The sequence below is a fragment of the Micromonospora sp. DT227 genome (assembly GCF_049841835.1).
Lineage (GTDB): Bacteria > Actinomycetota > Actinomycetes > Mycobacteriales > Micromonosporaceae > Micromonospora.
Genome location: NZ_JBNCLA010000003.1, coordinates 371,149 through 397,614, shown reverse-complemented (window position 1 = coordinate 397,614; position 26,466 = coordinate 371,149). Strand labels below are relative to the sequence as shown.

Below are 26,466 nucleotides of genomic sequence, written 5' to 3'. Positions count from 1 at the left end.
AAAACACCGAAGGCAGGGAGACGTCGCTCCCTGCCACTTCTAACGTATATCGCACCCCGGGGCTTGCGGCAAGACCCCGGTGGTGCCGCAGAATCGTCGGCCGGACGCGGATGAGCTGGGGAAACGGGGGCACGATGAGGGCCGGAAGATACGTGGTCGGGTTCGACGAGATCGACGAGGAGCAGCTCGCGACCGTCGGTGGCAAGGGCGCGCACCTGGGGGCGCTGTCGCGGCTCGACGGGGTGAGCGTGCCGCCCGGCTTCTGCGTGACCACCGACGCGTACCGGCGGGCCGTGGCGGACCTGCCGGCGCTCGACGCGCCGCTCGACCGGCTCTGCCGTCTGGGCCCCGACGACCGGCAGGCGATCCGGACGGTCAGCGCCGAGATCCGCCGGGTCGTCGAGGAGGTGGCCGTGCCGGGCGAGGTCGCGGCGGCGATCAGCCGGGCGCTGGCCGGGCTCGGCGCGCACGCCGCCTACGCGGTGCGGTCCAGCGCGACGGCGGAGGACCTGCCGACGGCCTCCTTCGCCGGCCAGCAGGACACCTACCTGAACGTGGTGGGCCCGGACGAGATCCGCACCCACGTCGCCCGGTGCTGGGCGTCGCTGTTCACCGAACGGGCGGTGACCTACCGCCTACGCAACGGCATCGATCACCGTACGGTGCAGATGGCCGTGGTGGTGCAGCGGATGGTGCTCCCGGACGCGGCGGGGATCCTGTTCACCGCCGACCCGGTCAGCGGGAACCGGAAGGTCGCCTCCGTGGAGGCCGGGTTCGGTCTGGGCGAGGCCCTGGTCGCCGGCCTGGTGACCCCGGACGTGTTCACGGTGCGCGACGACCGGGTCGTCTCCCGGACCATCGCCAGCAAGCCACGGGCCGTCCGTGCCGTGCCGGGCGGCGGGACGCGGACCGAGGCGGTCGATCCGGCCCGGCGGGAGCAGCCCGCGCTGACCGACGAGCAGGTCGTCCGTCTCGTCCGGCTCGGGCGGCGGATCGAGGCGCGGTTCGGCGGCCCGCAGGACGTGGAGTGGGCCCTGGCCGACGGCGAACCCCACATCCTCCAGAGCCGCCCGATCACCACGCTGTTCCCGGTCCCGGTGGTCGACGACGGGCAGAACCACGTCTACCTCTCGGTCGGCCACCAGCAGATGATGACCGACGCGATGAAGCCGCTGGGGCTGTCGATGTGGCGGCTGACCGCCATGGCGCCGATGCACGAGGCCGGTGGCCGGCTGTTCGTCGACGCCACCCGGCACCTGGCCACCCCGGCGGGCCGGGCCGCCTTCCTGGACCTGATGACCAGATCGGATCCGCTGACCAGGGACGCGCTGGAGACGCTCCTGGAGCGCGGTGACGTCGTGCCGACGCTGGCCGACGACGGCCCCGCCGGTCCGCCTCCCGGGCTGCCGTCGGCGACGATCGAGACCGACCCGGCCGTCGTCACCGCGCTGATCGAGCAGAGTCGGGCCAGCATCGCCGCGCTGCGGCGCGACATCGGCACCCGGACCGGGCCGGCGCTGTTCGACTTCCTGGTGGCGGAGGCGTTCCCGGAGCACAAGCGGGCCCTCGTCGACCCGGTCAACATGCAGGCGATCATGGCCGGGATGGAGGCCACCTGGTGGCTCAACGACAAGCTGGGGGAGTGGCTGGGCGAGCGGAACGCCGCCGACACGCTCAGCCTGTCCGCCCCCGGCAACGTCACCTCGGAGATGGGGCTGGCGCTGCTCGACGTCGCCGACGTCATCCGCCCCCACCCCGAGGTGGTGGCGTTCCTGCGGGACGCCGCGGACGACGACGGCTTCCTGGACGAGCTGCCGAAGCTGCCGGGCGGGCGCGAGGCACACGACGCCCTCCAGGACTACCTCGACCGGTACGGCATGCGGTGCGTCGGCGAGATCGACATCACCCGGCCACGGTGGAGCGAGCGACCGGCCACGCTCGTACCGCTGATCCTCGACCACGTCCGGAACTTCGCGCCCGGCGCCGCCGGACGGCGCTTCGCGGAGGGCCGGCAGGCGGTGCAGCGGAAGGCCCGGGAGGTGCTCGACCGGCTCCGGGCCCTGCCGGACGGGGACCGCAAGGCCGACGAGACCCAGCGGATGATCGACCGGGTCCGGACCTTCATCGGCTACCGCGAGTACCCGAAGTACGCCATCGTGAGCCGCTACCTCGTCTACAAGCAGGCGCTGATGGTGGAGGCCGACCGGCTGGTACGCGACGGTGTGCTGCCCGACCGGGAGGACGTCTTCTTCCTGACCTTCGACGAGTTCCGCGACGCGGTGCGGACGCGCCGGGTGGACGCGCGGCTCGTCCGCGAGCGCGCGGAGACGTTCCGGTTCCACCAGGCGCTCACGCCACCCCGCGTGCTCACCTCGGACGGCGAGGCGGTCCACGGGGCGTACCGGCGCGACGACCTGCCGACCGGCGCGCTGGCCGGCGTGCCGGTGTCGGCCGGCACGGTGGAGGGGCGGGCCCGGGTCGTCCTCGACCTGGCCCGCGCGGACCTCGAACCGGGCGACATCCTCGTCACCGTCCACACCGACCCGAGCTGGACGCCGCTGTTCGTGGCCGTGGCCGGCCTGGTGACGGAGGTGGGCGGGCCGATGACCCACGGCGCGGTCATCGCCCGGGAGTACGGCCTGCCGGCCGTGGTGAACGTGCCGCGGGCCACCCGGCTGATCCGGGACGGGCAGCGGATCCGCGTGCACGGCTCCGGCGGGTACGTCGAGCTGCTGACCTGACCTGACGGTGCTCAGGCGGCGCCGCGGTCGACCAGGCTGAATGTGGTGTCGATCGGGGCGTCGCCGAGCTCCTGGACGTAGATCTTCTTCTCGGTGTCCTCCCACTGCACCAGGCCGTACTTGTCGTTGAAGATCGAGTAGGAGGTGCGGCCCTTGTCGTCCTTGCCCTCGCGGGTGATGCTGAACACGGTGGCCCCGGTGGGCTCGCACTCGGCGCCCACCAGCGACGCGTACCCCTCGGGGTCGAGCTTGACGCCGAGGCACGGACGGTGCGCGATGTCCGGGTTCACCGACTTGATCAGGTAGTCGACACCGACCGGTTCGAGCACGAAGAGCGCGTCCTTGCCGGTGCCGTCGCCGACCGTCAGCTCACCGTCGAACGGCAGCGACAGGTCCCGGTCGATCTCCACCACGTGCAGCAGGACCCGCCGCTGCCCGGCCAGCATGGCCCGGGTCCGGTCGGCCGCCGGCGGTGACCCGCCCGGGGTGCGGGACGCCGGCGTCGCGGCGGGCGTGCCGCCGGTGGCCGGACCGCCGGTCGAGGGGGACGCGGACGGCGGGCCGCCGGGGGTCGGCGTGCCGCTGCCGGCGGAGCCGGTGGGCGTCGCGCCGGACCGGTCACCCACCAGGTCCGCGCCGTACAGCGCGGCCGGCACCAGCACCGCCATCACGGCGGCGCCGGCGGCCATCCCGATGAGTCGGCGGCGCCGCGTCGTGGCCGCGCCGGCGTCCGCCGGGGCGCCCCGGTCCGCGCCGTCGGGGCCGGCTCCCCCTGCGGGACCGGCGTTCGCTCCCGCGTTGGCGGCGGGGCCGGGACCGACACCGGGGCCGCTCGCCGCTGCCGCGCCGGCGGGCGTCACCGGCCCGGCGGCCCGGACGGCGGCCCCGCCCGCCGGCGCGGCCGCGGTCAGGAGGCCGTCGAGCAGGTCCCGGGCCGAGGGCCGGTCGGCCGGATCCTTCTCCAGCGCCCGGGAGACCAGCTCCCGCAGCGGCCCGTCCAGACCGGTCAGGTCCGGCGGCTGGGTCATGATCCGCATCGCGGTGGCGGTGGCGGACTCGCCCTCGAACGGCGTCCGGCCGGTCGCGGCGAAGGCGACCACGGCGCCCCAGGCGAAGATGTCCGCGGCCGGGCCCGTGCGTTGGCCGGACGCGGTCTCGAACCGCTCCGGAGCCATGTACGCGACGGTGCCGACCATCTGGTCGGTCCGGGTGTGCTGGCTGGTGGCCTCGAACGCGCGGGCGATGCCGAAGTCGATGACCTTGATCCCGCCGGGTGCGACCAGGACGTTGGCGGGTTTCAGGTCCCGGTGGATCACGCCGGCGCCGTGGATGGCGGTGAGCGCGGTGGCCACCCCGACCGCGATGCCGTGCACGCCGGCCGCCGTCATCGGCCCCCGGTCCCGGACCACCTGCACCAGGCTGGGCCCGTCGACGTACTCCACCACCAGGTACGGCGGGTCGTGGTCCGGGTCGGCGTCCAGCACCTCGGCGGTGCAGAACGGCGGCACCTGGCGGGCCCGGTTCACCTCGCTGCGGAACCGGCCCCGGAACTCGTCGTGATGGGACAGTTCGGCGCGGACCACCTTGACCGCCACCTGCCGGCCCTGCGGTGACCGGGCCAGGAACACGCTGCCCATGCCGCCCTCGCCGAGCCGGCCGAGCAGTTCGTAGCCACCGAGCCGGACCGGGTCACCGGGACGCAGTCCCTCGCTCACTTCGGGACTCCGCAGGCCGCAACCGCCCCGCGAACCGACACGCCTGTCACGCACTTCCCCTTCGGACGCCCCGATGACCGCCCGCAGCCTACCGTCCGTCCCGCGCCCGCCCGGCGTGCGGCGTCCCGTCCACGGCGACCGGGTCCGCCCGTGATCCGGCCGCCGCCCCGTGGGACCGGGCGGCGGCCGGATCGGCTCAGCGGTAGCCGGCGGCCACGACGTTGGCCTGGACCGCGTTCTCCGTCGCGTCCGAGGGGTAGCCGGCCACCATGGCCCCCTCGTAGAACGTGCCGACGCTCTGGTTCCTGTTGTCGATGCAGCAGTCGCCGCCGCTGCCCAGGATGATCGCGCCCTGCTTCTTCATCGGGCTGTAGCCGGGGGGCAGCGACCCGTCGTAGAGCGTGTAGAGGTTGCCGGACTGGGCGTTGCTGCCCTTGATGGCGAACCGTGAGGTGCCGTTGTTCTTCAGCGTGGCGGTGACGAACTTGCTGGTGAAGGCGCGCTGGTTGGGGTTCCAGGTCTGGCTGCCGCCGGGGTAGAGGCCCCACTCCAGGTCGGCCTGGACCCAGGGGCCGCTGCCGGAGCAGCCGCCGAACCAGCAACTGGTGCCGAAGTAGATCGCGTCCATCGCGCCGGCGCCGTCGGCCCGGCGGGTGGTCTCGCTGTTGCCGTAGTCGAAGCAGCAGCCGCTGTTGACGTGCGTGCCGCTGGTGACCATGTACATGCCCTCGGGCGCGCTGCCGGTCGGTACGCCGGTCAGGTGGCCGTCGCGCCAGTAGCTGCTGTTGCCGGGGATGAACAGCGAGTACGCCTTCGCGCCGCCGACCGTGATCGCCTCGCGGTTCGCCACGGCCGGTTGCACCGCGCCGCCGATGCCGCCGGCGCCCTGGTAGCCGAGGTTGTTGCCCCGCGTCGTCTGGTCGTAGATCCAGGTGATGACGCAGGTGGTGTTGGCGCAGAACGAGTCCTGCGCGGCGGCGTTGGCGGGCCCGCCCGGGCTGAGCGTGGAGATGTCGCGGGTGGTGTTGTCGGAGGCGCGGCGCACCTGGTAGAGCCGCCCGCTGTAGGCGCGGAACAGCGCCCGGGTGGTGCTGTGCGCGGCGACGCACGGGGTGCCGCCGGCCGCGTAGATGTCACACGTCCCGTCGCCGCCCGGTGGCGGGGTGCTCGGTGGCGGCGTGGTGGGTGGCGTGCTCGTCGGCGGCGTCGTCGTGGGCGGCGTGCTGACGCCGCCGGTGCAGGTGGTGCCGTTGAGCGCGAAGCTGGTGGGGGCGGGGTTGCTGCCGGTCCACGATCCGTTGAAGCCGAAGCTGGTGCTGCCGCCGGTGGGGATGGCGCCGTTGTAGGAGACGTTGGCGGCGGTGACGGCGGCGCCGGTCTGGGTGATGGTGGCGTTCCAGTACTGGGTGACGGTCTGGCCGGCGCCGAACGACCAGGTCAGCCGCCAGTTGCTGACCGGGTCGCCGAGGTTGGTGACGGAGACGTTCGCGCCGAAGCCACCGGACCAGGACGAGGAGACGGTGTAGCTGACCGCGCAGCCGGTGGCGGCCGAGGCGGGCAGTTGGGTGGCGGTGAGGCCGGCGGTGGTGAGCGTGAGTGTGGTGGCGGCGGCGATCAACGCCGCCCGGTGGCGGGGATGGTGCGTGAGTCGCACGGGGACCTCCCGGTCCGTGAGTGGGGTGGCGACGGCCTGCCCTGGACCGGCGGCGGTGCGAGGTGTGCCCAGCTCCCGGTGCCTCATGAAGAGGCATCGGTCAATGTTTGCGTTAACATTCGACGTCTGTCAATGGGCGGGACCGTTTCGACCAACCGTCAGCGCGGCGTCGAGGCCGGCGGCGGCCAGCCGGCCGGGATCCGCTCCAGCACCCCACCGGCGAAGACCTCCCGCAGGCCGAGCGGCTTGAGGTGGACGTACCCGATGTGGCAGTCGCAGACCGCGGTCTCGCACCCGCGGGGCTTCAACGCGGCCCGCCACGAGCCGTCGTAGAGGTTGCCGATCGGGGTGGGGATGAAGTGGCACCGGCGGACCGTGCCGTCGCCCAGCACCGAGACGGCGGTCTCCCCGGCGTGGCACGGCCGCCCGAGCGACAGGTGCGGCCGGACGCTGTAGCCGAAGTGCGGGTCCAGCGCGGTCCAGGTCGCCTCCTCCTCGGCGTCGTAACGGCGACCTTCGGCCGCGTTGACCCACAGGTAGACGGCCGGCGGCAACGCGGCCCGCAGCGCCCGCGCCTCGTCGAGGTGTTCGGGCAGGCCGACCACCCCCACCGAGTACCGGATGCCCAGCTCGGTCAGGCGCGCGCAGCGGCCCAGGAACCGCGCCCGCTCGACCTGCCCCGGATGGTAGGTCGTCCAGAGCGCGGCCGAGCCCGGGTCGGCGTCGGCCAGCCAGTCGACGCGGGCGGCGAGATTGGTCTGCACCACCACGCGGTCGACGTGCGGCAGGTGCGACAGCGACACCATCGCGTCCCGGTACCAGCGCCGGGTCAGCGCCTCGCCCCACGGCGTGAACAGCACCGACAGCCGCACGTCGGTGGTCGCCGTGACCCAGTCGGTGAACCGGGCCAGCGCCGCCCGGTCGGCGCGCAGCAGCTCCGGCGGGTCGCGCCGCTTGGCGAACGGACAGTAGGGACAGTCGTAGTTGCAGCTCGCCAGCGGACCGCGGTAGAGGATCGACAGCGTCATCGCAACGCGTACCCGGTCATCGCGTGTCGGACCTCGGCGGAGGTCAACCACGGGCCGACGGCGTCGGAGCGGGCCAGCCCGGCCGCGGTGAGCCGCAGCCCGCCGTCGGTGGCCCAGCCCCGCTCGACGAGCCGGCCGAGCTGCGGGAAGTCGTCGACCGGCCGCCGCCCGAAGCGGGCCCGGTAGGCGTCCGCGTCCACCCCGTCGGCGCGCAGCAGCGACGTGAGCAGCCAGCGGCGACGCTGCTCCGCGTCGTCCAGCCGGAAACCGAACTCGGCGTACGCGAAGTCGTCGGCCTGACGGCCGAGGTAGTCGTCGAGCACCGCGCGCACCTGCGTGACGCTCACCGCGTAGTCGAAGGAGTAGTGCAACGCGGTGGTGTAGGAGCGGGCGCCGCAGCCCAGCCCGACCATGCCGTCGTCCTGGCAGCAGTAGCCCGGACCGTCGGCCGCCGGCGCGTCGGCCCGGCGGAACTGGCGCATCGACTCCTGCCGGTAGCCGGCCGCGCCGAGCGTCTCCACCGCCTGCCGGTAGAGCGCGAGGCGCTGGGCGTCCCAGTCGGCGCGGGCGTGCGTCCGCCGCCCGAGCCCGGTCAGCGGCCGGACGTAGAGCGGGTAGAGGAACAGCTCCTCCGGCCGCCAGGCCAGCGCCGCGTCCAGGCTCTGCCGCCACGTGTCGGCGGTCTGGCCGTCGATGCCGTAGATCAGGTCGATGTTCAGCGACGGGATCCGCGCGTCCCGGATCGCGGCCAGCGCGGCCTCCACCTCGGCGCGGCGTTGCGGCCGGCCGGCGGCGCGGGCCTCGACGTCGAGGAAGCTCTGCACGCCGATGCTCACCCGGGTGGTGCCGTGCGCGGCGAGCACCGCGAGCCGGTCCGGCGTCGCGGTGGCCGGCGAGGTCTCCACCGACAGCGGTACGCCCGGCAGGCGCGCGCCGAGCGTCTCGGTGGCGACGGCGAACAGCGCGGTCAGCTCGTCGGCGGTGAGGTAGGTCGGGGTGCCGCCGCCGAACGCGGCGCGGGCGAACCCGGCGTCCGCGCCGAGCGCCTCGGCGACCCGCCCGGCCTGCCGGCGCACCTGCCGCAGGTACGCGGTGACCTGCTCGGCTGGCGCGTTGGCGCGGGTGAACAGGTTGCAGAAGCCGCACCGCATCTCACAGAACGGCACGTGCAGGTAGAGGAAGAGCGCGTCCCGCGCCTCGGCGCGCCACACGTCGGCCAGCCGGGGCCGGGGCCGCAGCGCCCGGTAGGAGGTCTTGTGCGGGTACGCGTAGAGATACTGCTGGTAGGCGGAGCCGTCGAGGCTCGGTTCGGTGCTGGTCACCATTCTCCCGGGTGCAGGGTGAAGTCGGCATAGGGGACGGTCCACACCACGTCGTGGCCGATCCGGTGGCCGGTGTGGCCGTCCTCCCCGTAGGCGGTGCCGTGATCGGAGCAGATGATCGTGAACACCGGCCGGCCGCGACCGGTGACCAGCCGGAACAGCCGGTCGATCCGGCCGTCGACGTACTCCAGCGCGGCGGCGTGGCTGGCCCGGCTGTCGGTCTCGGCGCCGGGCAGGTGGTGCCGGTTCGGCTGGTGCAGCGCGGCGACGTTGAGGAAGGTGAACAACGGCCGGGCCGTCGGCACCCGGGCCAGCACCTCGGCCAGCCGGTCGAGCTGGGCGTCCAGGCAGGTGGGGGACGTGACGCCGAACTCCGGCTCCCAGTGCGCCTCGGCGAACAGGCCGGGCAGCACCGCGCCGAGCGGGGTACGCCGGTTGAAGAAACCGACCCCGCCCAGGCAGAGCGTGTGGTACCCGGCCGCGGCGAGCGCGTTGGGCAGGTCCGGGGCGTCGAACACCCAGGTGTCCGCACCGGCCGTCTCGCTGCCCGGGAACGCCGCCGCGAACCGCCGCTCGTGCGGCCCCGGCGTGGTCGGCGTGGGCAGGAAGCCGGCGAAGAACGCGTGGTGGGCGGCGTAGGTGAAGCTGGAGGGGGAGTGCCGGCGCTCCCACCGGCCGCCGGGAAGCGCCCGGGCCAGCCGCGGCGTCCGCCCCGCCGCGACCAGCTCGGCGGCCACGTCGTGGCGCAACGTGTCAAGCGTGACCAGGAGCAGGTCGTGGCTGCCGATCAGGCCGCGCATGCGGCCACCTCCGCCCGCCACCGCCGCCACCGGCCGGTGGTCAGCGCGTGCACCTGTTCGGCGTAGCTGTCGCGGCCCTCGGTCAGCACGCCGGGCAGCAGGTCGCCGAACGCGTTCACCTCGGCGACCGCGTGCCGGCGCCACCCGGTCAGGAACATCAGGTCGACGCCGACGTGCAGCGAGCCGGCGAAGCAGGCGGCGACGCGCTCGCAGGTCTCCATCGCCGCCGACCAGCCCGCCGGGCCGGCCGCGGCGCGCAGCTCGGCCAGGTCGCCCCGGGCGTTGCCGAGGTGCAGGTTGGTCAGCGGGCCCCGGGCGGCGCGCACCACCGCGTGCGTCGGCCGGCCGGCGACCACCAGCACCCGCACGTCGACCACCCGGTCCCGCAGGCCGGCCTTGGGCAGCCACCGTTCGACGTGCAGGCCGTCCGGGGCCAGCCGGTCGACGATCGCGGCGATCGTCGCCTCGTCGGTGTGCCGGCGGACCCGCAGCGAGTTGAACAACCCGTCCTGGGTGGGCTCGACGGTGGTGTCGGCCCGCACGCCGCGCGGACCGACCGCGAGCGCGAGCACCCCGGCGGCGGACGACCCGTGCGCCGGCTTGACGAACACCCGGCGCCACCCGGCCGCCGCCATCGCCTCGCGCAGCGCGGCATGGCCGCCGATCGGCGGCAGCGCGTCCGGCACCGGCACGCCGGCCGCCGACAGCACCGCGTGGCAGCGCCGCTTGTCGCAGAGCACCGCGACGTCCGCCGGTGGGTTCAGCAGCTCCGCGCCGCCGGCGGCGACCCGGTCGAGCCCGGCCACCAGACCGGCGTACGCGTCGGCGAGGCCGATCAGCTCGCCGTGCCGGGCGGCGGTGGCCGACCGTCGCAGCAGCCGGTCGACGTGCGGATCCTCGCCCGGGGAGTCGACCCGCACCAGCGCGCCGGCCGGCGGCGGGACGGCCCCGGTCAGCACGTCCGCCCAGGGCAGGACGGCGGGGGCGGGCAGCCCCGCGGCGCGCACCGCGCGGGTGAACAGCGCCACCCGGCGGTTCGCGGGATTGCCCACCACGGTCAGTCGCATGTCAGCACGCCACCGCCGCCGGTCACTCCCCGACCGCGGTGTAGTAGTAGGGCCGGCCGTCGTACGTGTCGGCGGTCTGCGGGTCGGAGACGTCGACCTCGACGCCGGGCAGCGCGGCGACCACCGACGCGGCCACCTCCTCGGACAGGAAGTGGTGGTGCAGGTCGAGCCGGCGCAGGTGGGTCAGCGGCTGCCCGGCCAGCAGCGCCGTCGCGCCGGCGTCGCCGAGCACGCCCATGGACAGGTCGAGGACCTCCAGCCGGCCGACGACCGGCGCGTCGGCGACCGCCGCGGCGATCGTGTCGGCGTGCTCCGCGTTGCAGAGCCCGAGGTGCCGCACCGCCGGCAGCCGGTCGCCGGCCAGCACCGCGGCCAGGTCGTCCACGGTGGCGTCGCCGCCGTAGTCGGCGACGCCGAGCCACAGGTCCAGCCGGTGCAGCGCCGGCAGGTCGCACGCCGCGACCGCGCGCACCACCTCGGCCGGCAGGCCGCCGGACTCGATCCGCAGCTCGCGCAGCGCGGTGTGCCGGACCGGCTCCAGCCGCAGCCCCTGCGCGCCGCGGATCCACAGCACCTCCAGCGCCGGACACGCGGCCAGCAGCGGCGTGACGTCGCCGTGGGTCAGCCAGGAGATCTCGCACTGCTCGCCGACCAGGTCGGCCAGGAACACCGCCCGCAGCCCGGTCCACTTCGACGCGGCGTCGACCAGCAGGTCGACCGGCAGCGGACGCTCGTACGCCTCGCCCCACTCGCCCACCACCACGGCGCGTACCGCCTCGGCCGGCACCTCGTCGAGCAGGGCGCGGACCAGACCGGCGAACTCGGTCGGGTCGGCGTCGAACTCCTCGACCTCCAACCGCCAGGCCACGGCGGACGGATCCGCCGGCAGCGCCATTCCCGGTGTGAACGGCAGGACCGGCAACCCGGCGAACGACGAGACGTGCGAATTGATCACACCAACCTCCGGTGCGGCAGCGGCAAGGGCGGCGGAACCGTAACAGGCGGCCCCGACACGACCCGGGGCGGCGGGACTCCTGCCGTGCGCAATGCCGGCCAGCTTGTGCGGTGGGTCATCGACGAGTGGCGCTCCGTCATGGACAGTCGTCTGTCGGTCACCTAGCCTCCCGGTGGGGGGAGGCGCACATGGCCGCTGCCGTGGACCCGGTCCGGATCAGGGTGCTGGGTCCGGTCGCCGCGCTCCGCGGCCCGGTGGAGATCCCGTTGGGTCCCGCCCGGCAACGTGCGGTCCTGGGCTACCTCGCCCTGCACCCCCGGCAGCCGGTCCTGCTGGGCGCGCTCACCGAGGCGCTCTGGGGCGACGACGCGCCGGACAGCGGCGCACACCTCATCCGGACGTACGTCGCCCGGCTGCGCCAGGTGCTGGAGCCCGACACCGCGCCCCGGGCCCGCACCAACGTCATCGCGTCGGTGCCCGGCGGCTACCGGCTCGACGTCCCCCCGGAGGACGTCGACGCGTGCCTGTTCCGCACGCTGCTCGGCCAGGCCCGCAGTCGGCGGGCGGCCGGCGCGCTCGACGACGCGTTCGAACTGCTCGCCACCGCGCTGGACCTGTGGCGGGACCCGACGCTCACCCACCTCACCGGGCTGCTGGCCGGCCCGCGGCACGTCACCGCGCTGCGTACCGCCTGGGTCGACGCCGGCCTGCTGTACGCCTCGGTGGCGGTCGCCCTGGGCCAGACCTCGCAGGTGGTGCCGGTGGTCGAGCGGCTCGCCGCCGCCGAGCCGTTGCAGGAGGCGGTGCAGGCCCGCTACCTGGAGGTGCTCGCGGGCAGCGGCCAGCGCGCCGCCGCCGTGCACCACTACCTCGACGTCCGGGCCCGGCTCCGCGCCGAGCTGGACGTGGAGCCCGGACCGGAACTGCGCCGCATCCACGCCGCGTTGCTGCGCGCCGGGGACGCACCGGCCCTGGCGGCGTCGGGCGCCCCGGCCCGGCCGCGGACCGCACGGCCGCCCGGTTGGCGCGGGCCGGGGCCGGCCGTCGGCACGCTGATCGGCCGTGACGCCGAGGTCGCGCACTGCGCCACGCTGCTGGTGGCGCACCGGCACGTGACCATCGTCGGCCCGGCCGGCTGCGGCAAGTCCGCCACCGGCCTGGCGGTCGCCGAACGGGTCGCCGCCGTGTTCCCGGACGGCGTCGCCGCCGTGGACGCGGCCGAGGCCCCGGACTGCGGCGCGGTGCTGCGCCTGCTCGCCGAGACGCTGGGGCTGGCGGCCACCGCCGATCCGCTGCGCGTCGTGGCGGAGCGTCGGATGCTGCTGGTGCTCAACGACGTCGAGCACCTGGCCGGGCGCGCCGCGGAGATGATCGAGTACGTGCGGCACCGCTGCCCCCGCACGGCCGTGCTGGTCACGTCCCGCCGCCGGCCCGGGCCGGCCCGCGAGGCGGTGTTCCGGCTCGGCCCGCTGCCGGTCCCCGGGCCGGCGGACGTGGAGACGCTGGCCGCGAATCCGGCGGTGCGCCTCTTCGTCGACCGGGCCCGGCTGGTCCGCCCCGGTTTCCGCCTGTCGCCGGCCGACGCTCCCACGGTGGCCCGGATCTGCCGCGAGCTGGACGGGCTGCCGCTGGCCCTGGAACTCGCCGCCGCCTGCCTCTACACCGACAGTCTCGACGGCGTGCTCCGGCGGGTCGCCGACCCGCTCCACCTGCTGCGACCGCGGCGGCGGGGACACCCGCGGCACCACCGGTCACTCACCTCGGCGCTGCGGCGCAGCCTGGCCCCGCTGCGACCGGCCGACCGGGCGTGCCTGGCCCGGTTGGCCCGGGGGGAGCTGTGCTTCTCCCCGGACGACGCGGTCGCGCGCTGCGCCGGCATCGTCCCGGACGGCGAGGTGCGCGACGTGCTCGACCGGTTGGCCGACGAGTGCCTGCTGGAGCCGGACGCCGGCCCGGACGGCGCCCGCTACCGGCTGCTGCGCACCGTGGCGGTGGCCGCAGCCGGTGAGCGCGACGGGGACGACGGTCAGGCGTTCCAGGGCATGGTCGGGAACCAGCCGTAGCCGAACTTGGCGGGCAGCCGCACGTCCCAGTAGAAGACCAGGAACGCGCCGAGCACCAGCAGCGCGACGCCGACCAGCAGGCCGGCCCGGCCGGGCCGGGACAACCACCGCTGTACGCCGCCGCGCGTGCCCAGCACCAGCAGCAGCGCCAGCACGACCATCACCAGGATGTTGCCGAGCGACTGGAGGACGAGCGCCAGCGCGCCGTAGAACGGGTTGTGACTGTCCACCGCCTGCTCCAGCAGCTTGTGGAACAGCGGGTACGGCCGCCCGACCAGGAAGCCGCCGACCAGGGCGCCGAGCGTCACCAGGCGGGCCGTGGGCCGGTTGGCGAACGGGTCGGGGAGCAGCCCCAGCGCCGCCAGGCCGAGCGCGGCGAACGCCAGCCCGATCAGCCCGAACACCACCGACGCCTGCACCAGCCGGACCGGGAAGCCGGAGCCGACGGTGGCCGTGGAGAGCTGGGGGAGCCGGGACCCGATCAGCACGGCCACGAAGCCGTACACCGCGGCCACCGCCACCAGCCCGAGCGCCAGCCAGCCCAGCGGCGCCAGCACGGCGGCGACGCGCCCCCGGCGTGACCCGTCGGCCCGGCCGGCGACGTCCGGCAGCGCGCCGAACACGGCGATGTTGCAGGCGGTGAACGTGCCGGCGAAGCCGGAGACGAAGGCGAACAGGGCGCCGGCCGCGGACCCGCCGATCACGGTCTGCTTGGCGTCGGTGCCGAGCACGGAGTTGGCGACGGAGTCACCGATCACGTGGTCGACCAGCTCGAACGACCAGAGCATGGCGAGCAGCAGGCCCCCGGCCACGGCCACCAGCGCGGCGATCGGGCGGCGGTGGTGGGTGAGCGGGCGGTTGGCGGTGGGTCTGGCGAGCGTGGTCATCGACGATCCTCCCCTGGTCCGCGTCCGGGCCGAAAGTTCCGCGCCGGGCCGGCAAACACGAAGAAGCGTCGCACGAGCGGTATGCAGCATTCTTGACGCGCAGACAGGGAGCGGTCAGGGGAGGGAATCACCGGTCCGTGGGACGTCACTTCTCCGTCACCGTGCTCGGCGCGGTCCGGGTCCACGACGGCGGCACGCCGGTGGCGCTCGGTCCGTCGAAGCAGCGCGCGTTGCTGGCGTTGCTGGCCCTGCACGTCGGGGAGAACCTCCCGATCGAGACGCTCGCCCGGTCGTTGTGGGGCGACCGTCTGCCGCCCAGCGGGAGCCGTCTGCTGCACACCTACGTGGCGCGGTTGCGGCGCGTGTTGGAGCCGGCGTCGCCCCGGCACGCCCGTACCAACGTGATCGTCTCCGCGCCCCGGGCGTACCGCCTCCAGCTCCACCCGGACCAGGTCGACCTGCCCCGGTTCCGGCGGCTCACCGAGGCGGCCCGCGTCCTGGCGCGCCGAGCCCACCGGACGACCGCGTTCGCGCTGCTGACCGCCGCGGTCGCGGGCTGGTCCGATCCCGACCTGACCGACCTGCGCGCGCTGCTGCCGGGGTCGGAGACGGTCGCCGCGCTCCGCCGGGAATGGGTCAATGCCGGCCTCGATCTGGTCCGTCTCGGTCTGGACCTCGACCGGCCGGACGAGGTGCTGGCCGTCGCGGCACGGCTCGCCGCCGCCGAGCCGCTGCACGAGGCCGTGCAGGCCGGGCACGTCAGCGTGTTGGCGCGGACCGGCCGGCGGGCGACCGCCCGGGACCGGCTCGCCGAGATCACCGCCCGGCTCACCGCCGAACTGGGCATCGAGCCCGGTCCGGAACTGGCCGCCGCCGGCCGTGAGCTGCGACGCGGTCCCGCGCCGCGCCGACCCGGGACGCCTCCGCCGGCCCGCGGCGCGACCGGCGGGAGACCGTCCGGACCGGACCCGGCCCGGGACGACGCGGACCTGATCGGCCGGGAGGCCGACCTCGCCGCCTTGTCCGACCTGCTCGCCGAGCAGCGGGTGGTCACCGTGGCCGGGCCGGCGGGCGGGGGCAAGTCGGCGCTCGCCGCCGCCGTCGCGCAGCGGGTCGGCGAGGGGTACGCCGACGGCGTCGTCACCGTCGACCTCGCTGCCGCCCGCACCCCGGCCGACGCGCTGCGGGCGATCCGTCGCCGCGTCCGCCGGGCCGGCCCGGACCCGGCACCCGTGGCCCGGCTGCTGGCCGACCGGCACCTGCTGCTGGTGCTGGACAACGTCGACCGGCTCACCGACACCTGCGCCGGCCTGGTGCACGACGTGGTGCGGGCCGGGCGTCGGGTCACCGTGCTGGTCACCTCGCGTGAGCCGCTCGGCCTGCCCTACGAGTCGGTGTGGCGCCTGCCGCCGTTGCCGGCGCTGACCACCGGCCCGGACGGGGTACGCGGCATGCCCGCCGTGCAGCTGTTCGCCCGCCGGGCCGCCCGGGCCCGACCCGGCTTCGAGCTGGGGGTCGAGGAGGTCGGCACGGTGGCCACCATCTGCGGCCTGGTCGACCGGCTGCCGCTCGCCGTCGAGCTGGCCGCCGAACGGATGGCCGACCGGACCCTGGACGAGCTGCTGCGCCACCTGGACAACCCGCTCGCCACCCTGGAGCCGCCCCGACGGCCCGGGCAGCCGGCGTCCGGGCGGTCGCTGTCCGCCGCGCTGCACCGCAGCCTCGACTGCCTGACGCCGGCCGAGCGCTGGTGCTTCGTCCGCCTCGGTGGGCTGCCCCGGCTCTTCGGCCTGGACGAGGTGGACCGGGTCTGCGGCGTCGCGCCCCGGTGGCGACCGGGCACCCGGGTGGTGCTCGACGCGCTGGTGGCGAAGTCGTTGTTGACGGCCCGGCACCACGCGGCGCGTCCCCGGTACACGATGCTGCGCACCGTGCACCAGTTCGCCGCCCGGCTGCTCGCCGCCGAGCCGGGCCGGTCCGGCGCCGCGCCGGTGCCCTCGGGCGGGGCGGGCTAGCCGGCGTCGGCCGCAGCCGGCTGCGGCCCGCGACTTGACGTGCCGCATGTTATCGCTCACAGTCGATGGCAGGGCACAGGCACCGCAAGGCTCACCGGGCGAGCCGCGCTGGCCGGACCCTCGGCACCGCCGTCGAGGCGGGACGAGGCGTCGCACCACCACCGCTGCAACCCGGAAGAGGAATCCGCATGAGACCCATGAGAGCCCTGCTGTCCACCAGCCTGTTGGCCGGTGCGCTAGCCGCCGGCATGGCGGTGGCGCTGGCGCCCCACGCCAGCGCTGGCACGACCCTGGGCGCGTCGGCGGCCGAGAAGGGCCGCTACTTCGGCGCCGCGGTCGCCACCGGCAAACTGTCCGACAACACGTACGTGACGGTGCTGAACCGCGAGTTCAACTCCGTGGTGGCCGAGAACGAGATGAAGTGGGACGCCACCGAGCCCCAGCAGGGGCGGTTCACCTACACCGGTGGTGACCGGCTGGTCAGCCACGCCCGGGCCAACGGGATGAGCGTGCGCGGCCACGCCCTGCTCTGGCACCAGCAGCAGCCGAGCTGGGCGCAGGGCCTGTCCGGCACCGCGCTGCGCAACGCCGCGATCAACCACGTCACCCAGGTCGCCACGCACTTCCGGGGCCAGATCTACGCCTGGGACGTGGTGAACGAGGCGTTCGCCGACGGTGGCGGCGGTGGGCGCCGCGACTCCAACCTCCAGCGCACCGGCAACGACTGGATCGAGGCGGCCTTCCGGGCCGCGCGGGCCGCCGACCCGGGCGCGAAGCTCTGCTACAACGACTACAACACCGACGGGGTCAACGCGAAGTCGACGGGCGTCTACAACATGGTGCGGGACTTCAAGTCCCGGGGCGTGCCGATCGACTGCGTCGGCTTCCAGTCGCACCTGGGCACCACGATCCCGGGCGACTACCAGGCCAACCTCCAGCGCTTCGCCGACCTCGGCGTGGACGTGCAGATCACCGAGCTGGACGTGATGACCGGCGGCAACCAGGCGAACATCTTCGGCACGGTCACCCGGTCCTGCATGGCGGTGTCGCGCTGCACCGGCATCACCGTGTGGGGCGTGCGGGACTGCGACTCGTGGCGCGGCTCGGACAACGCGCTGCTCTTCGACTGCTCCGGCAACAAGAAGGCCGCGTACACGTCGGTGCTGAACGCGCTCAACGCCGGTGGGTCCAACACCCCGCCGCCGACGACGCCGGGCAACCCGACCACGCCGCCGCCGAGTCCGACGACTCCGGCGCCGCCGGTGCCGGGTGCGTGTTCGGCGTCGGTGTCGCTGAACTCGTGGACCGGTGGGTTCGTGGCGACGGTGAAGGTGACGGCGGGTTCGGCCGGTACGCGGAGTTGGACGGTGAGTCTGACGTTGCCCGGTGGGGCGAGTGTGACGAACACGTGGAGTGCGACCGCCAGTGGTAGCACCGGCACGGTGCGGTTCGCGAATGTGGACTACAACGGCCAGCTCGGGGCCGGTCAGAGCACCGAGTTCGGGTTCCAGGGCACCGGCAGCGCGTCGGGGCTGACCCCGACCTGCGCCGCCCTCTGAGCCCGTCGTCGGCCCGGCCCGCGCGTACCGTGGGCCGGGCCGACGGCCTCCCTCCCGTCCCCCCGCCTTGGAGGAACCGTCGATGAGAGCCAAGATCGCGCTGTTCGCGGCCGTGCTGGCGACGGCGCTGACGACGGCGGTCGCCGTCGTCAGCGCCGCCGGCCCGGCGTCCGCCGCCGCGCTCACCCAGGTGACGAACTTCGGCACCAACCCGACAAATCTGCAGATGCACCTGTACGTGCCGGACCGGCTCCCGGCCCGGCCGGCCCTGCTGCTGGTCCTGCACTACTGCACCGGCAGCGGTCCGGCCATGCACACCGGCTCCGGCTACAGCCCGCTGGCCGACCGCTACGGGTTCATCGTGATCTACCCGTCGGTGACCCGCAGCAGCAAGTGCTGGGACGTGTCGTCGCCGCAGGCGCTGCGGCGCGGTGGCGGCAGCGACCCGGTCGGTCTCAAGTCGATGATCGACTACGTGACGGGCCGCTACCCGGTCGACCCGGCCCGCATCGGCGTCGCCGGCGCTTCGTCCGGCGCCATGATGACCAACGTGATGGCCGGCGTGTACCCGGACGTCTTCCACGCCGGGGTCAGCTCGTCGGGCGTGCCGTTCGGCTGCTTCGCCACCACCAACGGCTCGGAGTGGAACAGCGAGTGCTCCGGCGGGCGGATCACCAAGACCCCGCAGCAGTGGGGTGACCTGGTCCGCAACGCGTACCCCGGCTACACCGGCCGGCGTCCCCGCATGCAGATCTGGCACGGCACCACGGACACCACGCTGAGCTACGTCAACTTCGGCGAGCAGATCAAGCAGTGGACGAACGTGCTGGGCGTCTCGCAGACCCCGAGCATGACGGACTACCCGCAGGCCAGCGCCACCCGGACCCGCTACGGCGGCACCGGTGGGACGCCGCCGGTCGAGGCGATCAGCTTCCAGGGCTACGGCCACTCGATTCCGTTCGACGCCGCCCAGGCGGTGCGGTTCCTCGGCTTCGACGGCACCGGGGCGACCACCCCGCCGCCGAGCCCCACCACGCCGCCGCCGAGCCCGACCACGCCGCCGCCGAGCCCGACCACGCCGCCGCCGAGTCCGACGACTCCGGCGCCGCCGGTGCCGGGTGCGTGTTCGGCGTCGGTGTCGCTGAACTCGTGGACCGGTGGGTTCGTGGCGACGGTGAAGGTGACGGCGGGTTCGGCCGGTACGCGGAGTTGGACGGTGAGTCTGACGTTGCCCGGTGGGGCGAGTGTGACGAACACGTGGAGTGCGACCGCCAGTGGTAGCACCGGCACGGTGCGGTTCGCGAATGTGGACTACAACGGCCAGCTCGGGGCCGGTCAGAGCACCGAGTTCGGGTTCCAGGGCACCGGCAGCGCGTCGGGGCTGACCCCGACCTGCGCCGCCCTCTGAGGCACGTCTCCGGCGGCGCGACGATCCGTCGTCGCGCCGCCGGAGACCGCGGGCGAACCGGCCGGCCCTAGCCGAGCCTTGTTACGAGACCGAGACATGCGCATTTCCCGTCATCGGTTGACGGTGAATCTTGTGAGCGTTAACACTCCGAGGAGGGTTATCCGTGGGTCCGTGAGTACGCAGGGGAGAGGAAGCTCGTGCGCAGACGATTTCTGGCCGCGCTCGGTGGCGTCGCGATCGCCGTCAGCCTGGCCGCATGCAGTGGTGAGGGCGCGGGTGGCGGCGGGGACACCAGCTCGGCCAAGCCCGGCGACCTGACCATCGGCGTCTCGATGCCGACCCAGACCTCGGAGCGGTGGATCGCCGACGGCAACTCGGTGAAGGAGAAGCTCCAGGCCAAGGGCTACAAGGTCGACCTGCAGTACGCCGGCGACGAGATCCCCACCCAGTCGCAGCAGATCGACCAGATGATCACGCAGGGCGCGGACGTGCTGGTGATCGCCCCGATCGACGGCACCGCGCTGAGCGGTCAGCTCCAGGCCGCCGCGGCGGCGAAGATCCCGGTCATCTCCTACGACCGGCTCATCCGCAACAGCCCGAACGTCGACTTCTACGTCAGCTTCGACAACTACAAGGTCGGCGTGGCCCAGGCCAACGCGCTGCTGGTCGGCCTCGGGCTGCAGAACAAGGACGGCTCGAAGGGCACCGCGACCGGCCCGTTCAACGTGGAGCTGTTCGCCGGCTCGCTCGACGACAACAACGCGCACTTCTTCTTCAACGGCGCGATGGACACGCTCAAGCCGTACTTCGACGCCGGCACGCTGAAGGTGAAGTCCGGCCAGACGAAGATCGAGCAGATCGCCATCCTGCGCTGGCAGCAGGAGACCGCGCAGAAGCGGATGGAGGATGTGCTCACCTCCAGCTACAACGACGGCAGCAAGGTCGACGGCGTGCTGTCGCCGTTCGACGGCATCTCCCGGGGCATCATCACCGCCCTGCAGAACGCCGGCTACCGCGGCGGGGCCAAGAAGATGCCGGTGATCACCGGCCAGGACGCCGAGGTCGCCTCCGTCAAGCTCATCAACGACGGCGTGCAGAGCTCGACCGTCTTCAAGGACACCCGCCTGCTCGCCGACCAGGCCGTGGTCGCCGCCGAGGCGTTCCTCAAGAAGCAGGAGCCCAAGGCGAACGACACCAAGGCGTACGACAACGGCGTCAAGGTCGTGCCCGCGTTCCTGCTGCCGGTGCAGACCGTCTACAAGGACGACATCAAGTCGGCGCTGATCGACTCCGGCTACCTGACCGCCCAGGAGGTCGCCGCCGGCCGGGCCGGCTGAGCCGCTCTCCGGCGGGCCCGGTGACGCACCTGTCGCCGGGCCCGCCGGCGCACCGACGCGACGGCCACGAGCAGGACGGTTTCCATGAGCGATCACATCCTCGAAATGCGGAACATCACGAAGACCTTTCCCGGAGTGGCCGCGCTCCAGGACGTCTCGCTCGCCGTCCGGCGCGGCGAGATCCACGCGATCTGCGGCGAGAACGGCGCCGGCAAGTCCACCCTGATGAAGGTGTTGTCCGGGGTGTACCCGACCGGCAGCTACGACGGGCAGATCGTCCTCGACGGCGAGCCGGTCGGGTTCCGGGGCATCCGGGACAGCGAGTCCCACGGCATCGTCATCATCCACCAGGAGCTGGCGCTGGTGCCGTACCTGTCGATCGCCGAGAACATCTTCCTCGGCAACGAGCGCCGTGGTCGCGCCGGGCTGATCGACTGGCACCGGACCAACGCGGAGGCCGCGGCGCTGCTGCGCTCGGTCGGGCTGCACGAGAACCCGGTGACCCCGGTGATCCAGCTCGGGGTGGGCAAGCAGCAACTGGTGGAGATCGCCAAGGCGCTGTCCAAGAAGGTGCGGCTGCTCATCCTGGACGAGCCGACCGCGGCGCTCAACGACGTCGACTCGGCGCACCTGCTGGACCTGCTGCGGCGGCTTCGCGACCAGGGCATCACCTGCATCATGATCTCGCACAAGCTGGGCGAGATCACCGCGGTCGCGGACTCGACGACCGTGATCCGGGACGGCCGCACGGTCGAGACGCTGAACATGAGCGACGGCACGGCGACCCAGGACCGGATCATCCGCGGCATGGTCGGTCGCGACCTCGCGGCGTTCTACCCGACCCGGACGTCGACGCCCGGCGCCGAGGTGCTGCGGATCGAGGACTGGACCGTGCGTCACCCGACGCAGGACCGGCTGGTGGTGGACCATGCCTCACTCACGGTCCGCGCCGGCGAGGTGGTCGGCATCGCCGGCCTGATGGGCGCCGGCCGCACCGAGCTGGCGATGAGCGTGTTCGGCCGCGCGTACGGTCGGGACATCACCGGCCGGGTCTTCGTCAACGGCCGCCAGGTGCGGACCCGCACGGTGACCGAGGCGATCGCCGCCGGCATCGCGTACGCGACCGAGGACCGCAAGCACTACGGCCTCAACCTGATCGACGACGTGCGGGGCAACATCTCGGCCGCCGCGCTCGGCAAGCTCGCGCGCAACGGCTGGATCGACGGCAACGAGGAGATCACGGTCGCCGAGCGGGGCCGGCGCGACATGAACATCAAGGCGCCGAGCGTCATGTCGGTGGTGGGCAAGCTCTCCGGCGGCAACCAGCAGAAGGTCGTGCTGGCGAAGTGGCTGTTCACCGACCCGGACGTGCTGATCCTCGACGAGCCGACCCGGGGCATCGACGTCGGGGCGAAGTTCGAGATCTACACCATCGTCAACCGCCTGGTGGCGGACGGCAAGGCCGTCGTCATCATCTCCTCCGAGCTGCCCGAGCTGCTCGGCATGTGCGACCGCATCTACACCCTGGCGGCCGGCCGGATCACCGGCGAGGTGCCGGTGGGCGACGCCACCCAGGAGAACCTGATGGAACTCATGACCAAGGACAGGGATCTCGTCGGATGACCAGCACGAAGCCCGCCACCTCCCCGAAGGTCGACGCGCCCGACACCGGCGCGGCCGCCACCCTGAAGACCGGGACCAGTGACCCGCGGACGCTGATCCTCGGCAACCTGCGGCAGAGCGGCATCTACATCGCCCTGGTGGTGATCGTCGCGCTGTTCGCGATCCTCACCGACGGCGTCTCGCTGAGCCCCGGCAACCTCACCAACATCGTTCTTCAGTACTCCTACATCCTGGTGCTCGCGATCGGCATGGTCATCGTGATCATCGGTGGCCACATCGACCTGTCCGTCGGGTCGGTGGTCGCGCTGACCGGCGCGGTCTCGGCCGTACTGGTGATCCGGGAGGGCATGCCGTGGTGGGTCGGCATCCTCGCCGCGCTCGCCGTGGGCGTCGCGGTGGGCGCCTGGCACGGTCTCTGGGTCGCGTACGCCGGCATTCCGGCGTTCATCGTCACGCTGGCCGGCATGCTGTTGTTCCGCGGCCTGACGCTGCGGGTGCTGGACAACATCTCGCTGTCGCCGTTCCCGGCCGACTACCAGCGGGTCGCGGCGGGCTTCCTCAACGGCCTGCTCGGCGGGCAGGGCTTCGACGCGTTCACGCTGTTCATCGGCGTCTTCGCGGTGGTGGGGTACGCGGCGAGCGTGTTCCGGACCCGGCTGGCCCGGGTCCGCCACGAGCAGCCGGTGGAGTCGTTCCCGCTCTTCGTGCTGCGGGTGGCGGTGGTCGGCGCGGTCGTCATGTGGTTCGCCTGGCAGCTCGCGCACGCCCGGGGCCTGCCGATCGTGCTGATCGTCCTGGCCGTGCTGGTGCTCGTCTACGGCCTGCTCACCCGCCGTACCGTCTTCGGTCGCCAGGTCTACGCGATCGGCGGCAACCTGCCGGCGGCGACGCTGTCCGGCGTGCGGGTGAAGACGGTCAACTTCTGGGTCTTCGTCAACATGGGCTTCCTCTCCGCGGTGGCCGGCGTGATCTACTCGTCGCGCTCCAACGGGGCCCAGCCGGCGGCGGGCAACATGTTCGAGCTGGACGCGATCGCGGCGGCCTTCATCGGCGGCGCGGCGGTCACCGGCGGGGTGGGCACCGTGGTCGGCGCGATGGTGGGTGGCCTGATCATGGCGGTGATGAGCAACGGCATGCAGCTCATGGGCATCGACCAGTCGATCCAGTCGGTGGTGAAGGGGCTGGTGCTGCTCGCCGCGGTGGCGTTCGACATCTGGAACAAGCGCCGGGCCGCGGGCAGCCGGTGAGCGGCCGGCCGGACGGGGGTGCGCCGTCCGGCCGGCCATCCGGTCGCCGTCGTGCACGCGGCGGCGGCCGGCATCCGTCGTGTCGTTCCGGGCCCGATGTCACCGGTCCACGGCCGCGTCGGCGTCCGACCGGATCGGCCACTCGTCGCGGCCCCGGCCGTCCCTCCGGGGTGCTGCGGGGTCGTCCCGTCCCGGGGGTGCACAGCGGCACGGCGAGGTCAGGAATGTTATCGCTGACATCAAAGTGTGTACATCATCGTGCCCGTCGCGTCGTGGTCGCCCGGGCGGCCCTCCGGCCGCCGGTCGGGTCGGAAACGGGCCGTTGAGAGCCCCTCTGCGGGGCGTCGCGCCGTGTCTCCGTACGTCCCGTCGGGTCGCTGCCCGCTCCGTTCTTCCACCGACTCTCAGGGCATCGATTGTTGTCGCTAACAACGCGCCCTGTCCGGGTGTCGACAGCCGGTCGTCGGCGTCCGTGGTGGATCTTCCGTCGGCCTGGGCGGGCCGGTCCCCGCGCCGACGGTGGAGGGTGCGGCGTCGCCGTCGGCTCCGTTACGCAGCCGTTGCGCGGAGGTGTCTTGACGGATGTATATGTGAGCGCTAACACTAACTCCGTGACGCGGTGGAGGTGTAGATGAGCGACGTGGAGGCGACCGACCGGTACGTGGTCGGGGTCGATTTCGGCACGCTGTCCGGGCGGGCGCTCGTGGTGCGGGTCCGGGACGGCGCCGAACTCGGCACCGCGGTGCACGAGTACCGGCACGGGGTGATCGAGACGGCGCTGCCCGACGGCGGCCCGGCGCTGCCCCCGGACTGGGCCCTGCAGGACCCGGACAACTACCGCGACGTGCTGCGCGAGGCGGTGCCGGCCGCGCTGGCCGCCGCCGGGGTGGACCCGGCCCGGGTGGTCGGCATCGGCACCGACTTCACCGCCTGCACCGTGCTGCCGACGCTCGCCGACGGCACGCCGCTGTGCGAGGTCCCGGAGCTGCGCCACCGGCCGCACGCCTGGGTCAAGCTGTGGAAGCACCACGCCGCGCAGCCGCAGGCCGACCGGATCAACGCCCTCGCCCACGAGCGCGGCGAGCCGTGGATCGGCCGCTACGGCGGCAAGATCTCCGCCGAGTGGCAGTTCGCCAAGGGGTTGCAGATCCTGGCCGAGGACCCCGAGGTCTACCGGCGGGCCGAGCGCTTCATCGAGGCGGCCGACTGGATCGTCTGGGAGCTGTGCGGCGCGGAGACCCGTAACGTCTGCACCGCCGGCTACAAGGGAATCCGGCAGGACGGCCGCTACCCGTCACCGGAGTACCTCGCCGCGCTCGACCCCGGCTTCCCCGACTTCGTGGCCAAGCTGGACGGCCCGCTGCGGCCGCTGGGCGACCGGGCCGGCGCGCTGAGCGCCCGCGCCGCGGCCTGGACCGGGCTGCCGGAGGGCATCGCGGTCGCGGTCGGCAACGTCGACGCGCACGTCACCGCCGCGTCCGCGCAGGCGCTACGCCCGGGCCGGCTGGTGGCGATCATGGGCACCTCCACCTGCCACGTGCTCAACGGCACCCACCCCGCCGAGGTCCCCGGCATGTGCGGCGTGGTCGACGGCGGCATCAGCCCGGGCGCCTGGGGCTTCGAGGCCGGGCAGAGCGGCGTGGGGGACATCTTCGGCTGGTTCGTGCGGCACGCCGCCCCGACCGGCCTCGACTCGCACGAGCGGCTCACCGAGCTGGCCGCCGCCCAACCGGTCGGCGCACACGGGCTGGTGGCGCTGGACTGGTGGAACGGCAACCGCTCGCTGCTGGTCAACCACGACCTCAGCGGGCTGATCGTCGGGCTGACGCTGGCCACCCGACCGCCGGACGTCTACCGCGCGCTGCTGGAGGCCACCGCGTACGGCACCCGGATGATCGTGGAGGCGTTCGCCGAGGCGGGCGTGCCGGTCGACGACCTGGTGGTGGCCGGCGGGCTCACCTCGAACCGCCTGCTGATGCAGATCTACGCCGACGTCACCAACCGGCCGTTGGGCATCATCGGCTCCGCCCAGGGGCCGGCGCTCGGGTCGGCCATCCACGCGGCGGTCGCCGCCGGGGCGTACCCGTCGATCCACGAGGCGTCGGCGGCCATGGGGCGGGTGGACGAGGCCGTCTACCGGCCGATCCCGGAGAACGTGCGGGCGTACGACGCGCTCTACGCCGAGTACCGGGCGCTGCACGACCACTTCGGTCGCGGCGCGAACGACGTCATGCTCCGCCTGCGGGCGATCCGGAACGCGGCGGTGGACGCCGCCGTGACGCCCGCCGACCCGGCCCTGGAGGTGGTCGGATGAACCCCGACATCGCCCGGCAGGTCACCGCGCTCCGCGAGACGGTGGCCCGCCTGCACGGCGAGCTGACCCGCTACCGCCTGGTGGCCTGGACGGCCGGCAACGTCTCGGCGCGCGTCCCCGGCCAGGACCTGATGGTGATCAAGCCGAGCGGCGTGGACTACGACGACCTCACCGCCGACACGATGGTGGTCTGCGACCTCAACGGGGTCGTGGTCGACGGCGCCGGCTCGCCGTCGAGTGACACCGCCGCGCACGCCTACGTCTACCGCGCGATGCCCGAGGTCGGCGGCGTGGTGCACACGCACAGCGGCTACGCCACCGCCTGGGCGGCCCGGGGCGAGGCGATCCCGTGCTGGTTGACCGCGCAGGCCGACGAGTTCGGCGGCGAGATCCCGGTCGGTCCGTTCGCGCTGATCGGCGGCGACGACATCGGCAAGGGCATCGTCAGCACGCTGTCCGGGCACCGCTCGCCCGCGGTGCTCATGCGCAACCACGGCGTGTTCAGCATCGGCAGGGACGCCCGCGCGGCGGTCAAGGCGGCGGTGATGTGCGAGGACGTCGCCCGCACCGCGCACCTGGCCCGCGCGCTCGGGCCGCCGCTGCCCATCGCGTCGGCCGACGTCGACGCGCTCCACGACCGCTACCAGAACGTGTACGGCCAGCGCCCGCCCGCCGGGTGACCCGGACCAGCACCACCTCATCCCACCACCACAACCGGTCGCCCCGGCTCC

18 protein-coding genes are annotated in these 26,466 nt (G+C 73.7%); 10 read left to right on the top strand and 8 right to left on the bottom strand.

The genetic code is table 11. The features are described 5' to 3' along the window. The first annotated feature begins 134 nt into the window (after positions 1 to 134). Positions 135 to 2,741 carry a rifamycin-inactivating phosphotransferase gene (gene rph, locus ACLQ2W_RS14040; RefSeq protein WP_425786771.1) on the top strand — a complete coding sequence of 869 codons (2,607 nt, stop codon included), beginning with the start codon at positions 135 to 137 and terminating at the stop codon, positions 2,739 to 2,741. Positions 2,742 to 2,752: 11 nt separating this feature from the next. Here the strand turns inward: rph and ACLQ2W_RS14035 are convergent, their stop codons facing one another. The 7 genes from ACLQ2W_RS14035 to ACLQ2W_RS14005 all read right to left on the bottom strand — a co-directional run bounded on the left by ACLQ2W_RS14035 (position 2,753) and on the right by ACLQ2W_RS14005 (position 11,282). Beyond that, on the bottom strand, positions 2,753 to 4,456 hold the full coding sequence (locus tag ACLQ2W_RS14035; protein ID WP_425786770.1) for a protein kinase domain-containing protein: 1,704 nt from the start codon (positions 4,454 to 4,456) through the stop codon (positions 2,753 to 2,755). A 196-nt stretch (positions 4,457 to 4,652) separates the two neighbouring features. Then, complete coding sequence (locus ACLQ2W_RS14030) at positions 4,653 to 6,110, bottom strand: arabinofuranosidase catalytic domain-containing protein (protein WP_425786769.1); 1,458 nt, start codon at positions 6,108 to 6,110, stop codon at positions 4,653 to 4,655. A gap of 158 nt (positions 6,111 to 6,268) precedes the next feature. Further along, positions 6,269 to 7,138 carry an STM4011 family radical SAM protein gene (locus tag ACLQ2W_RS14025; protein ID WP_425786768.1) on the bottom strand — a complete coding sequence of 290 codons (870 nt, stop codon included), beginning with the start codon at positions 7,136 to 7,138 and terminating at the stop codon, positions 6,269 to 6,271. Continuing rightward, entirely contained in the window at positions 7,135 to 8,460 is a 1,326-nt protein-coding gene (locus ACLQ2W_RS14020) for an STM4012 family radical SAM protein (RefSeq protein ID WP_425786767.1), read from the bottom strand. Before ACLQ2W_RS14020 ends, ACLQ2W_RS14025 begins: the two co-directional genes overlap by 4 nt. Then, positions 8,457 to 9,260 carry an STM4013/SEN3800 family hydrolase gene (locus ACLQ2W_RS14015; protein WP_425786766.1) on the bottom strand — a complete coding sequence of 268 codons (804 nt, stop codon included), beginning with the start codon at positions 9,258 to 9,260 and terminating at the stop codon, positions 8,457 to 8,459. Before ACLQ2W_RS14015 ends, ACLQ2W_RS14020 begins: the two co-directional genes overlap by 4 nt. Beyond that, on the bottom strand, positions 9,248 to 10,327 hold the full coding sequence (locus ACLQ2W_RS14010; protein ID WP_425786765.1) for an STM4014 family protein: 1,080 nt from the start codon (positions 10,325 to 10,327) through the stop codon (positions 9,248 to 9,250). Before ACLQ2W_RS14010 ends, ACLQ2W_RS14015 begins: the two co-directional genes overlap by 13 nt. 22 nt (positions 10,328 to 10,349) lie before the next feature. Next, positions 10,350 to 11,282: an STM4015 family protein gene (locus ACLQ2W_RS14005; protein WP_425786764.1), complete on the bottom strand. Its 933-nt coding sequence runs from the start codon at positions 11,280 to 11,282 to the stop codon at positions 10,350 to 10,352. 188 nt (positions 11,283 to 11,470) lie between these two features. Here ACLQ2W_RS14005 and ACLQ2W_RS14000 point away from each other — a divergent pair, with 188 nt between their 5' ends. Beyond that, a complete protein-coding gene (locus ACLQ2W_RS14000) occupies positions 11,471 to 13,345 on the top strand; it encodes an AfsR/SARP family transcriptional regulator (RefSeq protein WP_425786763.1) in 1,875 nt (624 codons plus the stop codon). On the opposite strand, the gene ACLQ2W_RS13995 is transcribed toward ACLQ2W_RS14000, so the two are convergent. Further along, the gene (locus ACLQ2W_RS13995) at positions 13,309 to 14,232 is read right to left on the bottom strand and encodes a hypothetical protein (RefSeq protein WP_425786762.1); all 924 of its coding nucleotides are present in this window, start codon (positions 14,230 to 14,232) and stop codon (positions 13,309 to 13,311) included. The two genes, ACLQ2W_RS14000 and ACLQ2W_RS13995, sit on opposite strands and share 37 nt — an antisense overlap. A 137-nt stretch (positions 14,233 to 14,369) precedes the next feature. Here ACLQ2W_RS13995 and ACLQ2W_RS13990 point away from each other — a divergent pair, with 137 nt between their 5' ends. The 8 genes from ACLQ2W_RS13990 (at position 14,370) to ACLQ2W_RS13955 (ending at position 26,415) form a co-directional block, all read left to right on the top strand. Further along, on the top strand, positions 14,370 to 16,247 hold the full coding sequence (locus ACLQ2W_RS13990) for a BTAD domain-containing putative transcriptional regulator (protein WP_425786761.1): 1,878 nt from the start codon (positions 14,370 to 14,372) through the stop codon (positions 16,245 to 16,247). Between the two features lie 188 nt (positions 16,248 to 16,435). After that, the gene (locus ACLQ2W_RS13985) at positions 16,436 to 17,806 is read left to right on the top strand and encodes an endo-1,4-beta-xylanase (protein ID WP_425786760.1); all 1,371 of its coding nucleotides are present in this window, start codon (positions 16,436 to 16,438) and stop codon (positions 17,804 to 17,806) included. An 82-nt stretch (positions 17,807 to 17,888) separates the two neighbouring features. Then, positions 17,889 to 19,214, top strand: coding sequence for an extracellular catalytic domain type 1 short-chain-length polyhydroxyalkanoate depolymerase (locus ACLQ2W_RS13980; protein WP_425786759.1), 1,326 nt, complete (start codon positions 17,889 to 17,891; stop codon positions 19,212 to 19,214). Positions 19,215 to 19,411: 197 nt separating this feature from the next. Then, positions 19,412 to 20,551 (top strand): multiple monosaccharide ABC transporter substrate-binding protein, encoded by a 1,140-nt coding sequence (gene chvE, locus ACLQ2W_RS13975; RefSeq protein ID WP_425786758.1) that lies wholly within the window; start codon positions 19,412 to 19,414, stop codon positions 20,549 to 20,551. 84 nt (positions 20,552 to 20,635) lie between these two features. Continuing rightward, positions 20,636 to 22,174, top strand: coding sequence for a multiple monosaccharide ABC transporter ATP-binding protein (mmsA, locus tag ACLQ2W_RS13970; protein ID WP_425786757.1), 1,539 nt, complete (start codon positions 20,636 to 20,638; stop codon positions 22,172 to 22,174). Further along, positions 22,171 to 23,421, top strand: coding sequence for a multiple monosaccharide ABC transporter permease (gene mmsB, locus ACLQ2W_RS13965; RefSeq protein ID WP_425786756.1), 1,251 nt, complete (start codon positions 22,171 to 22,173; stop codon positions 23,419 to 23,421). Before mmsA ends, mmsB begins: the two co-directional genes overlap by 4 nt. Before the next feature lie 631 nt (positions 23,422 to 24,052). Continuing rightward, positions 24,053 to 25,735 carry a ribulokinase gene (gene araB, locus ACLQ2W_RS13960; RefSeq protein ID WP_425786755.1) on the top strand — a complete coding sequence of 561 codons (1,683 nt, stop codon included), beginning with the start codon at positions 24,053 to 24,055 and terminating at the stop codon, positions 25,733 to 25,735. Continuing rightward, complete coding sequence (locus ACLQ2W_RS13955; protein ID WP_425786754.1) at positions 25,732 to 26,415, top strand: L-ribulose-5-phosphate 4-epimerase; 684 nt, start codon at positions 25,732 to 25,734, stop codon at positions 26,413 to 26,415. The genes araB and ACLQ2W_RS13955 overlap by 4 nt, the downstream gene beginning before the upstream one ends. Positions 26,416 to 26,466: the final 51 nt, after the last annotated feature.

Excerpts from the sequence above, each read along its gene's own strand:
- ACLQ2W_RS14025 (WP_425786768.1), bottom strand. The coding sequence starts at position 7,138 with ATGACGCTGTCGATCCTCTACCGCGGTCCGCTGGCGAGCTGCAACTAC.
- ACLQ2W_RS13985 (WP_425786760.1), top strand. The coding sequence starts at position 16,436 with ATGAGACCCATGAGAGCCCTGCTGTCCACCAGCCTGTTGGCCGGTGCG.
- ACLQ2W_RS13995 (WP_425786762.1), bottom strand. The coding sequence starts at position 14,232 with ATGACCACGCTCGCCAGACCCACCGCCAACCGCCCGCTCACCCACCAC.
- rph (WP_425786771.1), top strand. The coding sequence starts at position 135 with ATGAGGGCCGGAAGATACGTGGTCGGGTTCGACGAGATCGACGAGGAG.
- ACLQ2W_RS14010 (WP_425786765.1), bottom strand. The coding sequence starts at position 10,327 with ATGCGACTGACCGTGGTGGGCAATCCCGCGAACCGCCGGGTGGCGCTG.
- mmsB (WP_425786756.1), top strand. The coding sequence starts at position 22,171 with ATGACCAGCACGAAGCCCGCCACCTCCCCGAAGGTCGACGCGCCCGAC.
- mmsA (WP_425786757.1), top strand. The coding sequence starts at position 20,636 with ATGAGCGATCACATCCTCGAAATGCGGAACATCACGAAGACCTTTCCC.
- ACLQ2W_RS14015 (WP_425786766.1), bottom strand. The coding sequence starts at position 9,260 with ATGCGCGGCCTGATCGGCAGCCACGACCTGCTCCTGGTCACGCTTGAC.
- ACLQ2W_RS13980 (WP_425786759.1), top strand. The coding sequence starts at position 17,889 with ATGAGAGCCAAGATCGCGCTGTTCGCGGCCGTGCTGGCGACGGCGCTG.
- ACLQ2W_RS14000 (WP_425786763.1), top strand. The coding sequence starts at position 11,471 with ATGGCCGCTGCCGTGGACCCGGTCCGGATCAGGGTGCTGGGTCCGGTC.
- araB (WP_425786755.1), top strand. The coding sequence starts at position 24,053 with ATGAGCGACGTGGAGGCGACCGACCGGTACGTGGTCGGGGTCGATTTC.
- ACLQ2W_RS13955 (WP_425786754.1), top strand. The coding sequence starts at position 25,732 with ATGAACCCCGACATCGCCCGGCAGGTCACCGCGCTCCGCGAGACGGTG.